11 protein-coding genes are annotated in these 14,492 nt (G+C 69.5%); 8 read left to right on the top strand and 3 right to left on the bottom strand.

Going from position 1 to position 14,492, the window contains the following annotated elements; translation table 11 throughout:
- Nucleotides 1-95: 95 nt before the first annotated feature.
- A complete protein-coding gene (locus NR111_RS14805) occupies nt 96-1,727 on the top strand; it encodes a DEDD exonuclease domain-containing protein (protein ID WP_067713711.1) in 1,632 nt (543 codons plus the stop codon).
- Here the strand turns inward: NR111_RS14805 and trpD are convergent.
- On the bottom strand, nt 1,714-2,772 hold the full coding sequence (trpD, locus tag NR111_RS14800; RefSeq protein ID WP_067713708.1) for an anthranilate phosphoribosyltransferase: 1,059 nt from the start codon (nt 2,770-2,772) through the stop codon (nt 1,714-1,716). The two genes, NR111_RS14805 and trpD, sit on opposite strands and share 14 nt — an antisense overlap.
- A gap of 291 nt (nt 2,773-3,063) precedes the next feature.
- Here trpD and NR111_RS14795 point away from each other — a divergent pair, with 291 nt between their 5' ends.
- The 5 genes from NR111_RS14795 (at nt 3,064) to NR111_RS14775 (ending at nt 9,977) form a co-directional block, all read left to right on the top strand.
- Nucleotides 3,064-3,675 carry a heme-copper oxidase subunit III gene (locus NR111_RS14795; protein WP_067713706.1) on the top strand — a complete coding sequence of 204 codons (612 nt, stop codon included), beginning with the start codon at nt 3,064-3,066 and terminating at the stop codon, nt 3,673-3,675.
- A 56-nt stretch (nt 3,676-3,731) separates the two neighbouring features.
- Nucleotides 3,732-4,616 carry a c-type cytochrome gene (locus NR111_RS14790; protein ID WP_082923770.1) on the top strand — a complete coding sequence of 295 codons (885 nt, stop codon included), beginning with the start codon at nt 3,732-3,734 and terminating at the stop codon, nt 4,614-4,616.
- Nucleotides 4,613-5,803, top strand: coding sequence for a ubiquinol-cytochrome c reductase iron-sulfur subunit (locus tag NR111_RS14785; protein ID WP_067713701.1), 1,191 nt, complete (start codon nt 4,613-4,615; stop codon nt 5,801-5,803). The genes NR111_RS14790 and NR111_RS14785 overlap by 4 nt, the downstream gene beginning before the upstream one ends.
- Nucleotides 5,800-7,422 (top strand): cytochrome bc complex cytochrome b subunit, encoded by a 1,623-nt coding sequence (locus tag NR111_RS14780; protein ID WP_067713699.1) that lies wholly within the window; start codon nt 5,800-5,802, stop codon nt 7,420-7,422. Before NR111_RS14785 ends, NR111_RS14780 begins: the two co-directional genes overlap by 4 nt.
- Nucleotides 7,423-7,517: 95 nt before the next feature.
- Nucleotides 7,518-9,977: an AAA family ATPase gene (locus tag NR111_RS14775; protein ID WP_067713696.1), complete on the top strand. Its 2,460-nt coding sequence runs from the start codon at nt 7,518-7,520 to the stop codon at nt 9,975-9,977.
- Between the two features lie 34 nt (nt 9,978-10,011).
- On the opposite strand, the gene NR111_RS14770 is transcribed toward NR111_RS14775, so the two are convergent.
- The gene (locus NR111_RS14770; protein WP_067713693.1) at nt 10,012-11,580 is read right to left on the bottom strand and encodes an FAD-binding protein; all 1,569 of its coding nucleotides are present in this window, start codon (nt 11,578-11,580) and stop codon (nt 10,012-10,014) included.
- Nucleotides 11,581-11,715: 135 nt separating this feature from the next.
- Between NR111_RS14770 and NR111_RS14765 the strand changes: the two genes are divergently transcribed.
- The gene (locus NR111_RS14765) at nt 11,716-12,240 is read left to right on the top strand and encodes a DUF3253 domain-containing protein (protein ID WP_067713870.1); all 525 of its coding nucleotides are present in this window, start codon (nt 11,716-11,718) and stop codon (nt 12,238-12,240) included.
- A gap of 148 nt (nt 12,241-12,388) precedes the next feature.
- Complete coding sequence (locus tag NR111_RS14760) at nt 12,389-13,546, top strand: acyl-CoA dehydrogenase family protein (protein WP_067713690.1); 1,158 nt, start codon at nt 12,389-12,391, stop codon at nt 13,544-13,546.
- Nucleotides 13,547-13,631: 85 nt separating this feature from the next.
- Here NR111_RS14760 and NR111_RS14755 read toward each other — a convergent pair whose 3' ends face one another.
- Nucleotides 13,632-14,204 carry a DUF6512 family protein gene (locus NR111_RS14755; protein ID WP_256821262.1) on the bottom strand — a complete coding sequence of 191 codons (573 nt, stop codon included), beginning with the start codon at nt 14,202-14,204 and terminating at the stop codon, nt 13,632-13,634.
- Nucleotides 14,205-14,492: the final 288 nt, after the last annotated feature.

Here is a 14,492-nt window from a genome sequence, read left to right as displayed (position 1 = left end):
GCCCGGGGTGGTCGTACTGCGGGGCACCCTAGGGACAAGGTCCGACAACCACGGCGGGGCCGGCCGTGTCGGAGGGCGGGGCTACCGTCTCCGGCATGCCCCGATCCCCCTCCCCCGTCTCGACCGGGGTGCAGGCAGCTTTCGACGATCTCGAGCCTCTGCTGTCCGACGTCACGTTCGTCGTGGTCGACCTGGAGACGACGGGCACCCGGACCGGAAGCGACGAGATCACCGAGATCGGCGCGGTACGCGTTCGGGGCGGCGAGGTGCAGGCGGAGCTGTCGACGTTCGTCTCGATCGACGGTGCCCTGCCCGGCCACATCAGCAGACTGACCGGGATAGCTCCGGACGACCTCGTCGGTGCCCCGAGTCTCGGCGAGGTGATGTCGACGTTTCTCGAATTCTCCCGCGGGGCCGTCCTCGTCGCCCACAACGCGCGGTTCGACCTGGGGTTCCTGCGGGCCGCCGCCGCGTCGACCGGGCACCCGTGGCCCGATCCCCCGTCGGTCTGCACCCTGGCTCTCGCGAGGCGGGTGCTGCACCGCGGGGAGACACGAGGCCACCGGTTGGGAGTCCTCGCCGCGCACCTGGGGGCCACCGTGGAGCCCAATCACCGGGCCCTGCAGGACGCCCGCGCCACGGTCGACGTGCTCCACGCACTGATCTCGCGGGTCGGCGACTGCGGGGTCTCGACCCTGTCGGAGTTACGGGCCTACGACGGTCGCCTCTCCCCGGAGGTGAGGCGGCGGGCCGCCATGACCGGGTCATTGACCGAGGGGCCCGGTGTCTACGTGTTCCGGGACGACGCCGGTGGCGCCCTGTACGTCGGCTCGTCCGGCGCGGTCCGCAGACGGGCCCGGTCCTACTACTCCGGCGGTGACACGCGCGGACGGATGCGCACCATGGTCGGGCTGGCCGACTCGATCGACTCGGTCGCGTGCGCCCACCTCCTCGAGGCGTGGACCGTCGAGGAACAGCTCATCGACTCGCTTCAACCCCCGTTCAACACCCGGTCGCGGAGCCCTCGCCGCGGCTGGTGGCTCACGCCCCCCACCGGCCGCGCCACCCGCCCGAAGGTCGTGCGAACCCCGGACGACCCCGCCGCCATCGGGCCCTTCCGGCGCGCCGAGGACGCCCGGGCCGCCTGGGAGGACCTCCTCGGCGTGTTCGGCACCGCCCCGGGATCCGATCGCTGGGCGGCGCTGGCGGAGGGACGGGACTCCGGTCCCCTGCGGGATCTGGTCGACCGCGTGGAGGTACTCGCGGCCGAGGGCGCGTTCGAACGCGCGGCCAGGCTCCGCGACAGGACCGCAGCCCTCGTGCGGGTCCTCTCCCGACGGCAGGAACTCGCCGCAACGGCATCGCTGCCCGAGATCGTTCTCGCACAGCCGGCGCCGCGCCGGACGTGGGCGGTCGCGGTGGTGCGCCACGGTCGACTCGCCGGATCCGGCGTCGTCCCGCCGGGAGCGGCACCGATGCCGGTCATCGACGGACTCCGGGCCGCCGCGACCACCGTGCAGCCCGGCCCGGGCCCCTTCGCCGGTGCCACCGCCGCCCAGATCCGGAACGTCCACCGGTGGATCGACTCGACCAGGACACGCATCGTCTCGGTCGAGGGTTGCTGGACGCTCCCCCTTGACGGGGCGCACACGCTGACCGGCTGGGCGACCCTGGCCGAGAGCGCCGCCGCCGAGCACCGCGGGACCGGACTCGTCAGCGCACGCTGAACCCGGCCCACTTCTCGAGCAGCCGCGCCGCCTCGCCGTCGTCGATCGCCGCGGCGGCCCGGTCCACCGCGGCCCGCATGGCAGATACCAGGTCGGAACCACGCTCGAGACCGTCGAAGGCCACCAGCGCGGCCGCGGAGTTGAGCAATACCGCATCGCGCACCGGGCCCCGTGCTCCCGCGAGGAGATCGCGGGCGACCCCGGCGTTGTGGACGCCGTCCCCGCCCCGCAACTCCTCGATCGAGCAGGTGCTCATCTCGAAGTCGGCGGGCTCGACCTGATCCTCGTCCACATGACCGTCCGAGACCCGCAGCACCCGGGTGGGACCGGTCATGGTGATCTCGTCGAGGCCGTCCGACCCACGCACCACGAGCGCCGACCTGCCGCGCAGCGCGAACACCTCCGCCATCACCGTCATCAGCCCCTCGAAGGCGCAGCCGATGAGGTTCGCGGCGGGTGCCGCGGGATTCGTGAGAGGCCCGAGGATGTTGAAGACGGTAGGGATCCCGATCTCACGCCGGGGGGTCGCGGCGAAACGCAGCGCGGGATGGAACACGGGCGCGAAGCAAAAGGCCACGCCCACCTCGTCGAGGCACCGCCCGACGTCCTCCGGGCCGAGGTCGATCGCCACCCCGAGCGCCTCGAGCACATCGGCACCGCCGCTCTTGGACGATGCCGCCCGGTTGCCGTGCTTGACCACGGGCACTCCGCAGGCGCTCACCACGAGAGAGGACATCGTCGAGATGTTCACCGTGCCCTGGCGGTCACCACCGGTACCGACGATGTCCACGCAGGGACGATCAGTGGGCACCCGACGGGAGTAGTCGAGCATGGTCGAGGCCAGCGCATCGAGCTCCGGACCCGTGACGCCCTTCATTTTCAGGGCAACGCCGAAGGCTGCGATCTGAGCGTCGGTGGCGACACCCTCCATGATCCGGGACATCGCCCACCCGGCCTCCGCCGGATCGAGGTCCCCGCCCGCGGTGAGGGTACCGAGAACCCCGGGCCACGACCGGCCCCCGTCGAACGCTGCCGAACTGCCCACGTGTCCCGACCTCCTCTGGTGTCATGGAAACGGACACGCCCCACAGGGCGCCGCCCGCACGTCGTCAATCGTGCCACTGTTCCGACCCGGCCCGTGCGCTGACACCCTGCACTCCGGCGGCGGCGAGCGGCCGGTGCTCGCCTGAGAGTGCCCTGATAGCCCCTGCAAGGGGGACCAATACCGACCCTTGCCCTGAGAGTTTCCGAAGCGACCTGCGGAAACGCTGGACAGACACGCCGATTTCGGGGGTCCGTGCAGACTCGTCCCTCCTCAGGGGTCATACTTGGCCACGTGACGAGCGCAGTAGATAACTCAGGATCGGCCATGGCCCAGCGTGTTCATTCGCTGAATCGGCCGAACATGGTCAGTGTGGGCACCATTGTCTGGCTGTCCCAGGAGCTGATGTTCTTCGCGGGCCTGTTCGCGATGTACTTCGTCTCCAAGGCGAACTCGGGAGGTGACTGGCCTTCCTATCCCGTACACCTCAATGTGCCGTACGCCCTGACGATCACCGTCATCCTGGTGGCGTCGTCGTTCACCTGCCAGATGGGCGTCTTCGCCGCCGAGCAGGGTGACGTCTTCGGACTCCGCAGGTGGTACATGATCTCCGCCTTGATGGGAACAGTGTTCCTGATCGGACAGACGTACGAGTACGTGATGCTCTACCTCGAGGGCGTCACGATCTCGTCGAGCGTCTACGGGTCGGTATTCTTCATTACCACCGGTTTCCATGGGCTTCACGTGTTGGCGGGCGTCCTGGCGTTCGTCGTACTGGTCATGCGGACCACGATGTCGCGATTCACGCCGGCGCAGGCCACAGCCGCCATCGTCGTGTCGTATTACTGGCACTTTGTCGACGTGGTCTGGATCGGACTTTTCGTCACCATCTACTTCATTCAGTAGTCAGCTGGCCGCAGGACGCTGTGTCCAGCGGGTCCCAACTCCAAAGGGAACTCACAATGAACTCTCCTCTCCCACCCGCTGCCGATACGCCGTCGCCGGACCCCGTTGTGGCTCCAGCGCGCCCAGTGTCCACGAAGCGTCGCCGGAAGGCAGTCGGCGCGCTAGTCATCGCGGGCGGCCTCGTCGGGGCGGGCGCTGTCGCCACGGCTGTCATTCCCGAGCCACAGGTCGCGACGGCTCAACAGGACCAGGCCGCGCTCATCGCCGACGGAAAGCAGCTCTACGAGGTCTCCTGTGTCACCTGCCACGGGATAAATCTCCAAGGCGTCAAGGACCGCGGTCCATCCTTGGTCGGCACGGGCGCGGGAGCGACGTACTTCCAGGTGAACTCCGGTCGGATGCCGGCGGCGGACAACGAGGCCCAGGCGGAGCGCAAGAAGCCCCGCTACAGCGAGCACCAGATCATCGCGCTCGCAGCGTATGTCGACCTCTACGGCGGTGGCCCCGAGCTCGTCACCGACCCAGACGGTGAGATCGCCCAGGGCTCGCTGCGCGGCGCGTCCGGACAGGCCCGCGCCGAGGAGATCGCACGCGGTTCAGAGCTCTTCCGCCTCAACTGTGCGTCCTGCCACAACTTCACCGGTCGCGGCGGCGCTCTGTCGTCGGGCAAATACGCCCCCACTCTCGACCCTGCCAATGAGCAGGAGATCTACCAGGCCATGCTGACCGGACCCCAGAACATGCCCAAATTCTCGGACCGTCAACTCACCCCTGACGAGAAGAAGGACATCATCGCGTTCGTCAAGGACTCGGATTCCAAGGTCTCGCCCGGCGGTTACTCGCTCGGCGGACTCGGCCCGGTGACCGAAGGTCTGGCCATGTGGCTTGTCGGCATCGTCGCCCTCATCGGCGCGACCCTGTGGATCGGATCCCGTTCATGAGTGAGACCCCGAAGAACCCGTCCCCTGCGGATCTCGACCGGATGAGCGATGCCGAGCTCGTGCGCATGGGCACCGAACTCGACGAGGTCGACGTCCGGTTCCGCGAGGCCCGTTTCCCGGAGGGCACCACCACCCGCGCCGAGAAGCGCGCGGCGCTGACCGTCACCACCTGGTTCGCGCTGTCGGCACTGTTCGGCCTCGCCTTCGCCGTCGTCTACATCTTCTGGCCGTGGGAGTACCGCGGCGAGGGTGAGGACGGCTACTGGTTGTACATGACCTACACGCCACTGCTCGGCCTGACGATCGGGCTGTCGATCCTGTTCCTGGGCTTCGGCGCGGTGCAGTTCACCAAGAAGTTCATCCCCGAGGAGATCTCGGTCCAGACCCGCCACGACGGCGCCTCGGACGATCTCGACCGGCGCACCTTCGTCGCCGAGCTCAACGACTCGTGGAAGACCTCCACCCTCGGCCGCCGCAAGGTCATGGGCGGCTTCCTCGGCGCGGGTGTGGGGCTCATCGGCCTCTCCGCGATCCTGCCGCTCGGCGGCATGATCAAGAACCCGTGGAAGCGCGGGGAGATGACCCTCGCCGGTGACGGCACGCTGCACACCACCGGGTGGACCCTGGCGTCCGACACCCGTCCCGACGGCCTCCCGCCGGAGAAGGTCTACCTCGGCCGCGACACCGGCAAGGTCTACCCCGACGGGGACCCGCCGGCCGGCGAGGGTCGCCTCGAGCGCATCCGTGTGGACGACCTGTCCGCCGGTGGCCTCGAGTCCGTCTTCCCCCTCCCCGCCAGCGCCCTGGGCAACTTCGAGGAGCACATGCACTCGATCCACGGTTCGCGCAACTCGGTCATGTTGATCCGTTTCCGTCCCGAGGACGCGGCCCGCGTGACCAAGCGCAAGGGCCAGGAGAACTTCAACTACGGCGACCTGTACGCCTACTCGAAGATCTGCACCCACCTCGGCTGCCCCACGTCGCTGTACGAGCAGCAGACCCATCGATTCCTCTGCCCGTGCCACCAGTCGCAGTTCGACGCGCTCGAGTACGCGAAGCCGATCTTCGGCCCCGCCGCCCGTGCACTGCCGCAGCTGCCCATCGCCGTCGACAGCGAGGGTTACCTCGTCGCCAACGGTGACTTCATCGAGCCGGTCGGACCTGCCTTCTGGGAGCGTCGTTCATGAGCAACAACACGAGACTCGCGGCACTGGGCGATGGCCTGGACTCGCGGTACACCATGTCCAAGGGCCTGCGCCGGCAGATCAACAAGGTCTTCCCGACGCACTGGTCCTTCCTGCTGGGCGAGATCGCCCTGTACAGCTTCATCATCCTGTTGATCTCGGGTGTCTACCTCACCCTGTTCTTCGACCCGTCCCTGTCGAAGGTGATCTACCAGGGTGCCTACGCACCGCTCAACGGCATCGAGATCTCCCGTGCCTACGAGACGGCGTTGAACATCTCGTTCGAGGTCCGTGGCGGACTCTTCGTGCGCCAGATCCACCACTGGGCGGCGCTGCTGTTCGTCGCCTCGATGGTCGTCCACATGATCCGCATCTTCTTCACCGGCGCGTTCCGTCGCCCGCGTGAGGCCAACTGGGTCATCGGTTGTGTGCTGCTGCTCCTGGGCATCGTCGAGGGCTTCCTCGGCTACGGCCTGCCGGACGACGTCCTCTCGGGCACCGGCCTCCGGATCACCTCGAGCATCATCGTCGGCCTGCCGGTCATCGGCACCTGGATGCACTGGATGATCTTCGGCGGGGACTTCCCCGGCGAGCTGATGATCCCGCGCTTCTACGTCCTGCACGTGCTGATCATCCCCGCGATCATCCTCGCGCTGATCGCCGCTCACCTGGCGCTGGTCTGGTACCAGAAGCACACGCAGTTCCCCGGGCCCGGCCGCACGGAGAACAATGTCGTCGGTGTCCGGATCCTCCCGGTCTTCGCCGTGAAGTCGATCGCCTTCGGCGCCATCACCGTCGGCATGCTCATGCTCTTCTCGGGCCTGTTCACGATCAACGCGATATGGAACCTCGGGCCATACAACCCGTCGCACATCTCGGCGGGCTCGCAGCCGGACTGGTACATGCTGTGGACAGAGGGCGGCGCGCGAGTGATGCCGGCCTGGGAGCTCTACCTCGGCCCGTACACCGTGACCGCCACGACCTGGGTGGCCGTCATGCTGGGCGCCATGGTCGCGCTGATGTTCGCGTACCCGTGGATCGAGTCGAAGCTCACCGGCGAGAAGGGGCATCACAACCTGCTGCAGCGTCCGCGCGACGTGCCGGTCCGCACCGCGGCGGGCATGATGGCGATCACGTTCTACGTGATCCTGGTGCTCATGGGTGCCAACGACCTCATCGCGTACCACTTCTCGATCTCGCTCAACGCGACGACGTGGGCGGGTCGAATCGGCCTGATCATCCTGCCGCCGCTGGTGTACTTCGCCACCTACCGCCTGTGCCTGGGTCTCCAGCGCGCGGACCGCGAGGTGTTGGAGCACGGCATCGAGACCGGCATCATCATGCGGATGCCGCAGGGCGAGTTCATCGAGGTGCACCAGCCGCTCGGCGAGATGGACGAGCACGGCCACGCCGTTCCGCTCGCCTACGCCGGCGCGAAGGTCCCCACCAAGATGAACCAGCTCGGTGTGGCCGGCCGTCCCCCGCGGGGCGCACTCAAGGCCGACCCGGTCGAGGAGGCCCGTCTGCTCGAGGACGCCGACCACGACAAGCACCACCGCGAGCACTCGATGCTCACCACGTTGCAGGAGGAGAACCGGACTCGTCGCCACGACGGGCACTGATTCCCCGACAGCACCCGACCGCGGGCCGGATCTCCACCTGGAGGTCCGGCCCGCGGTCGTCGGAAGCCAGCCGTCGCGGCCGAGGGGAGGCACAGATGAGCGACGATCGGATGCCGGTGGGCCCCGGACGCGGAGGACTCGTGCTCACCGACGAGGTCGACCGCGCACTCGACCTTCTGCACTCGGGACACGATCTCTTTCTCACCGGTAGGGCCGGAACCGGAAAGTCGACCCTGATCCGCCGGTTCCTCGCCGAGACCGACCACCCCGCCCTCGTCGCCGCGCCCACCGGGATCGCAGCCCTCACCGTGGGCGGCTACACCATCCACCGGCTGTTCGGCTTCCACCCCGACCACACGGTCGACCACGTGCGCAGCAGCGCCTACCGTCCCGGGCGATTCACCCAGGCCCTCGCCGGCGCCCACACGCTCGTCATCGACGAGGTGTCGATGTTGCGGGCCGACGTCTTCGACATGGTCGCCATCGCGCTCGAGAGGTTCGGCCCGGACCCGACGATGCCGTTCGGGGGCGTCCGGCTCGTCCTCGTCGGCGACCTCTTCCAGCTACCGCCGGTGGTGACCGCGTCCGAGAGATCGTCCTTCGAGGCCGTCTACCCGACGCCGTACTTCTTCTCCGCCGAGCGCTACCACCCCGAGCACTTCCCCACCGTTGACCTCACCCATGTCTTCCGGCAGTCCGGTGACCCGGAGCTCACCGCGATCCTCAACTCGATCCGCGAGGGCGCTCTCGTCGGCCCGGCGCGCGAACGGCTCAACTCCCGCACCGACCCGGACTTCGATCCGCCGGACGACGAGTTCTGGCTGACGCTCACCACCACCAATCGCAGGGCCGCGAGCCACAACCAACGCCGCCTCGATCGGCTGTCCGGGTCGGAACTGGCGATGGAGGCGACGCTCACCGGCGATCTCACCGGGTTCGAGCTCCCCACCCGGGAGGTGCTGGGGTTCAAGGTCGGCGCGCAGGTCATGATGCTCACCAATGACCCGGCGGACCGTTGGGTGAACGGATCCATCGGACGGGTGCTCGATGTGACCCTCGGGCGACGGGGCGACCGCGGAGAGCGAGGGCCCGTCGTCGTCGTCGCGTTCACCGGCGGCGAGGTCGCCGAGGTCGCGCTCCACACCTGGGACGTCACCCGACCGGTGACGGACAGCGGCGGTATGCGACACGAGGTGGTCGGGTCCTTCACCCAGTTCCCGTTCACCCTCGCCTGGGCGGTGACCATCCACAAGAGCCAGGGACAGACCCTGGACAGGGTCGTCGTGGACCTCGGCGGCGGCACGTTCGTGGCGGGGCAGCTCTACGTGGCGTTGAGCCGCTGTCGGTCGCTGGGAGGCCTCGTCCTCACCCGGCCGGTGCTGCCCGGGGACCTCAAGACCGACCGGCGGATCATCCGGTTCCTGCGGGCGCCGGACGGTGGGCCCTCGGCCCGCCGCTGCTGTGCTGTCGCGGTGGTGTCCGTCGGCGAGGACGGGCCCCGGTCCCGGCCCCGGCCGGTGGAGCTCGCCATCGCCTTCCCCGACGGCACCGCGGTGACGACGCTGGTCAATCCCCAGCGCGACCTGGCCCGGGCGCGGACGGACTACGGCATCACCGTCTCCGATGTCCTTCTCGCCCCCACGCTCCTCGAGGCGTGGTCGATGGTCGCCCCACTGGTGGACGGGCACACCCCGGTCGGCGTGGACCTCGACGTCACTCTCGGTCGACTGGACGCCGAGTTCGCGCGCCTGGGAGGCACGGTGCCGTTGCCGGTCGGGGTCGACATCCCCACCGACGCCCTCACCCCGGGTGAGCGGGCACGTGGCCGCTCCGGATCGGCCCTCGCGCGTGCGCGGGTGGCGCTCGAGGCCCACGGGCGGCTGCACCTCGATGACGCGGCGGCCGGCACGTTCGACGCCGACCTCGTCGACGAGGCCGCGGTCGGCTACCTGCTCAGCCGCGACGCCGACGTCCGCCCACCGACCTCCGAGGTACTCCCCCAACTGTCGGCGATGCTCGGTATCAGCGCCGAGGTCGGGGCCGCTCTGTTGGGGCGCCCCCGCCGCGGTGGGCGCCCGGGGGCCGAGGTCGACGACGACGACGACGACGAGATCGTCACCCCGGGCGACCGCGATCTCCGGGCAGGCGCGCGCGGACTCGTCGCCGGGCAGATCCGACGCGCCGCGCAGCGGGTGCCGATGACCGCCGACGTGCTGGAGCGGCTCCGGCTGGCCTCCGAGATCGTGGGCTCGGACCTGACGCCGGGGCTGGAGGCTCCGCCGGAGGCTGGCGCGGCGGACGTCCTGCGGCCCGGGACGCGGGTGTGTTTCTCCGGCAGCGCCCTGGACCGCAGCGGCGTCCTCGTGTCCCGGGACGAGATGGAGGCCCTCGCCCTCGGCCGTGGCCTGGTGCCCGTCGGTGCGGTCACCAAGAGTCGCTGCGACGCCCTGGTGGTCGCGGAGCCGGGCAGCCAGTCGACCAAGGCGAGGGCGGCCCACAAGTGGAGCACGCCGGTCATCGCGGCCGCGGACTTCCTCGCATGGGCCGGCCGCTGACCGGGGTGGTTCGTCGCCGTCGCCGTCGCCGTGCTCAGGGAGCGATCGGCAGGGCCTGTCCGGCCATGTCGGCCACCGCCCGGTACGCCATGGTCATCCCGGACCCCAGGGGCACACCCGGCCCCGGGTAGGCCTCACCGGAGACCGACGCGGACGAGTTGCCTGCGGCGTAGAGACCCGGGATGGGACGTCCGTCCGCGTCGAGCGCGGCGCCGTTCGCGTCGATCACCGCACCGCCCTTGGTGCCGAGGTCGCCGAGGACGAGTCGGACGGCGTGGAATCGCTCGCCGCCGACCGGTCGCAGGCACTGATCGGCCGTGGAGGCACCGAGGAAGAACCGCCCGTACGGGTCCTCTCCGCGGGCGAAGTCGGCGTCGCGGCCCTGTTCTGCGAAGCCGTTGAACCGGTCCACGCTCTCGCGCAACGCGGCGGGATCGAGCCCGGTGGCCTCGGCCAGTTCCTCCACGGATCCCGCGGTGTGCCACAGGCCGGCACCGCGCAACGCGTCGGGCTCGGGTGCGGGGATACAGATGGCCGGGTAGCCGCCGGCCTCCGCGTCGTCGAACACCAGCCAGAAGTCGTCACCGGCCCCGTCGGACATGCGGGCGTGCATCCAGCGCCCCATCTGGTCGTACGGCAGCAGTTCGTTGGCGAAGCGCCGGCCGGTGCCGTCGACGATGATCCCGGAGCGGAAGCCCAGGGTGAACGCGGCGTGCCCGTTGGGGAACAGCGTGGCGGGGCACCACCAGGACTGATCGAGCAGGTCCAGCTCCGCGCCGACCTGCTCGAACATGCGGACGGCGTCGCCCGAGCCCGTGGCGGGGTGGGACGAGGACCAGTCGGCGGTGGGCATGTCCTGCCAGCGGCGGCGGAGGTCCGCCGACCGTTCGAAACCGCCGGCGGCGACCAGTACCCCACGGCGTGCGCCCAGCACCTGCCGGCCGGAGAGACCGTTCACGACCACCCCGACGACACGTCCGTCGTCGTCACGGACCAGTTCCTCGGCGGCGGTGTTCAGTCGGGTCTCCGCGGTGTCCATCGCGTCGAGTGCGAGCACGAGTCGCGCCACCCAGGCCCTGCCGCCCTCGAGCTTCGTTGTGTCCTCGTCCGCGCCGAACTGGTCAGCCGGAACCGGCGGACGGATGTCGGTCGCCCGGTCGCCGACCTCCTCGCCCTTGATGGGCTTGGGGTAGATGCTCCGGCCGAGTTCCTGGCGCCCCGGGGCGTCGAAGTAGTCGGGGAAGGCCTGGAAGCGGGTCGGGATGCCCAGCTCGTCCTGCAGGAACTCGACGACCTGCGGCCCGGTGTTGAGGAACGCGTCCTGGACGTCGGCGGCGGTGCGGTCCCCCACCACGGCGCGGAAGTAGGTGCGCCCCCGCTCGACGGAGTCCTCGACCCCGTCCCGGGCGAGGACGGAGTTGCCAGGGAGCCACACGGCGCCGCCGGAGTACGCGGAGGTCCCCCCGAAGCGGTCGGTCTTCTCGATCAGGCAGGTCGACAGACCCCGGGCGGCGGCGGCCGCGGCACCGAAGAGGGCTGCCACCCCCGACCCCACGACCACCACGTCGAATTCCGCGTCGAATGTGTTGTCCTGCGCCGTCACGGCAGCCCCTCATCGTCATCCAGCTCTGGTGGAACACGTTCCAGTTCCTGTCGTGACCCTAACACCGGCCCGGTGTGCGACACCCTCGATCGGCGATCGGTGGGGAACGAGGGGGAGGCGGGGCAGGATCTGGGTGTGACCGATCGAGACGACAGCACCGGCGCCGGCGTGGAGCACACCGAGGACGGTCGCCACATCGTGGTCGGGGGCCGGCGGTGGCGCGCGACGGATCCGTCCATCCCCGAGAAGCTCCGCTCGGAGCTCGTCCGGGCACTGATGACCGGTCGCCGGCTGGTCAAGACCGAAGGCGATGCCGCCCGGGTGATGGTGCACGACGCCAAGGTCGCGCTCGGAGAGCGCGGCGACCCGTGGTGGGAACCCACCCGGGAGGGGACACGCGGCCGCCTGGCCGCGACGATCAGGACGCTCCTGCGCTCGCGCGGCCAGGGGTCGATCTGCCCGTCGGACGCGGCCCGGGTGGCGGGTGGGGACCATTGGCGCGACCTCATGCCCGTCGCCCGGGAGGTCGCGTTCGAACTGCGCGACGAGGGCGTGGTGGCGGTGACCCAGCGTGGCGAACGGGTCACCGGACGTGAGGTGACCGGGCCGATCAGGCTGATCGCCGACGACGGCCTGGAGTTCACTCCGCCGACGGGGTGACGTCACGGCCTCGGACGGGTCGGCGGGCGGGTGAGAGAGTTCGAATTCTTGTAGGCTACTCACCAGTAGGAGTACACCAACCTGACGCTCCGCTCCCCTCCACGGTGGCCTGCCACCGGAGCAGACCGTCCAACGGAAAGGCACGCACTTGCGCCGCACTGTGTTCAACGAAGACCACGAGGCCTTCCGCCAGACCCTCCGTGACTTCATCGAGTCCGAGGTGACCCCCCACTTCCAGGAGTGGTTCGAGGCCGGCATCGTCCCGCGGGAGTTCTACTACAAGCTCGCCGACCTCGGCTTGTTCGGCATCAACGTCGACGAGGAGTACGGCGGCGCGGGGATCAATTCCCACAAGTTCGAGGCCATCCAGTCCGAGGAGACCGCCCGCGCCGGCGTGAACTTCGGCGGCTCGGGTGTCCACGTACTGCTCGGGCTCCCCTACATCAAGGCCCTGGCGACCGAGGAGCAGAAGCAGCGCTACCTGCCCAAGTTCGTCTCCGGCGAGGAGATGTGGGCGCTGGCGATGACCGAGCCCGGCACCGGGTCCGACCTGGCCGGCATGAAGAGCACCGCCAAACTCTCGGCTGACGGCACCCACTACGTCCTCAACGGTGCCAAGACGTTCATCACCGGCGGCGTCCACGCCGACCGCGTGATCGTGGCCTGCCGTACCGCTCCCCCGCGTGAGGACGACCGCCGCTTCGGCATCTCGCTGCTCGCCGTCGACACCAAGCTCGAGGGCTACGCGGTGGGCCGCAAGCTCGACAAGGTCGGACTCAAGACCTCCGACACGGCCGAGCTGTCCTTCACCGACGTCAAGGTCCCGGTCGAGGACCTGCTCGGCGAAGAGAACCGCGGCTTCTACTACCTCGGGCAGAACCTGCCGTCCGAGCGCTGGGGCATCGCCTACGGTGCGTATGCCCAGGCCGCGGCCGCCGTGCGGTTCGCCAAGGAGTACACGCAGCAGCGCACGGTCTTCGGCAAGGAGGTGGCCTCGTTCCAGAACACCAAGTTCGAGCTGGCCGCGTGCCAGGCCAAGGTCGACGCCGCGCAGGCCGTCGCGGACCGCGCCCTCGAGGCGCTGGACGAGGGCGAGCTCACCGCCGCCGAGGCGGCCTCGGCCAAGCTGTTCTGCACCGAGGTCGCCGCCGAGGTCATCGACCGTTGCCTCCAGCTGCACGGCGGCTACGGCTTCATGAACGAGTATCCGATCGCCCGCCTGTACTCGGACAACCGCGTCAACCGCATCTACGGTGGCACCAACGAGGTCATGAAGTCCATCATCGCCAAGGACATGGGCCTGTAGGTCCCACGACCCCCCTGGCTCCGTCGGGCCCCGTCCGCTCCCCGCGGACGGGGCCCGAGGCGTCCGACGGGTTGCGCCACGCCCGTCAGCCCTCGGGTGCGGCCTCGTAGTCGGCGTGCCCCTCGACCCCGTATCTGTATGTGATGGGGTCGATGAAGACGTCGGGCTCGGCGGGGGGCCTCAGGGTGAACGCCACGTAGGCGGCGACGATGCCCGCCAGGTAGAAGACCGAGAGGACGACGACGAGGACGTCCGCCTCCAGTCCGTTGAGCAGACTCACGAAGATCGCCTGGGCGAGCGCGATACACAGGCCGAACACGGCGATGTCCACCCACAGCACATTGCGACCTGCGACGGCCTTGTAGACGAAGACCACCCCGATCATCGTCACCGGGATCGAATAGAGGGCGACAGTGGCCGCGGGCACGAAGGACGGCGGCGAGGCGCCGCCGAGCACGAAGAGGGCCGCGTACAGCACCATGGTCGGCCAGGCGGCGATCTTGATGTGCTCCCAGTAACTCTCGTTGACCGCGGCGAACACGGCCACGACCCGGTTGTGCCCGCTCCAGTCGTAGGCGAAGTGGAGCACCGAGCCGACGACGATGAGCGGGATGATCGCCCACCAACTCACCGAGACGACGGCACCCGTGTCCAACACGGTCTCATCCTCCCACCGACCGGCGCAGTCCGCCGGTCTTCCCAGGTCAGAGCCGTGTGTCGGACCTGCTTGCTAGTGTTTCCCCAATCGAACACACAGGCGAATCAGGGTCGTGCGGTCAACCGCCGGAAAGGGGGTGCACATGCGGGAGACGACCACCGGGGATGATGCCGGAGCGGTGGCCGGCAGTCCCGCCGTCACCGCCGCCAGCTCCGCAGCCCTGGCGGCGTTGAACGCCGAGAACCGCGCGGCCGCCGCCCGACTGCGCGCCTGCCACGACCTGTGGGC

Origin of the sequence: Dietzia sp. Die43 (assembly GCF_024519835.1) — a bacterium.
In the GTDB taxonomy this organism is placed as follows: domain Bacteria; phylum Actinomycetota; class Actinomycetes; order Mycobacteriales; family Mycobacteriaceae; genus Dietzia; species Dietzia kunjamensis.
Note: the sequence above shows the minus strand (reverse complement) of the source record. Positions and strands in the feature narration are given on the sequence as shown.

Excerpts from the sequence above, each read along its gene's own strand:
- NR111_RS14790 (WP_082923770.1), top strand. The coding sequence starts at position 3,732 with ATGAACTCTCCTCTCCCACCCGCTGCCGATACGCCGTCGCCGGACCCC.
- NR111_RS14775 (WP_067713696.1), top strand. The coding sequence starts at position 7,518 with ATGAGCGACGATCGGATGCCGGTGGGCCCCGGACGCGGAGGACTCGTG.
- NR111_RS14805 (WP_067713711.1), top strand. The coding sequence starts at position 96 with ATGCCCCGATCCCCCTCCCCCGTCTCGACCGGGGTGCAGGCAGCTTTC.
- NR111_RS14780 (WP_067713699.1), top strand. The coding sequence starts at position 5,800 with ATGAGCAACAACACGAGACTCGCGGCACTGGGCGATGGCCTGGACTCG.
- NR111_RS14785 (WP_067713701.1), top strand. The coding sequence starts at position 4,613 with ATGAGTGAGACCCCGAAGAACCCGTCCCCTGCGGATCTCGACCGGATG.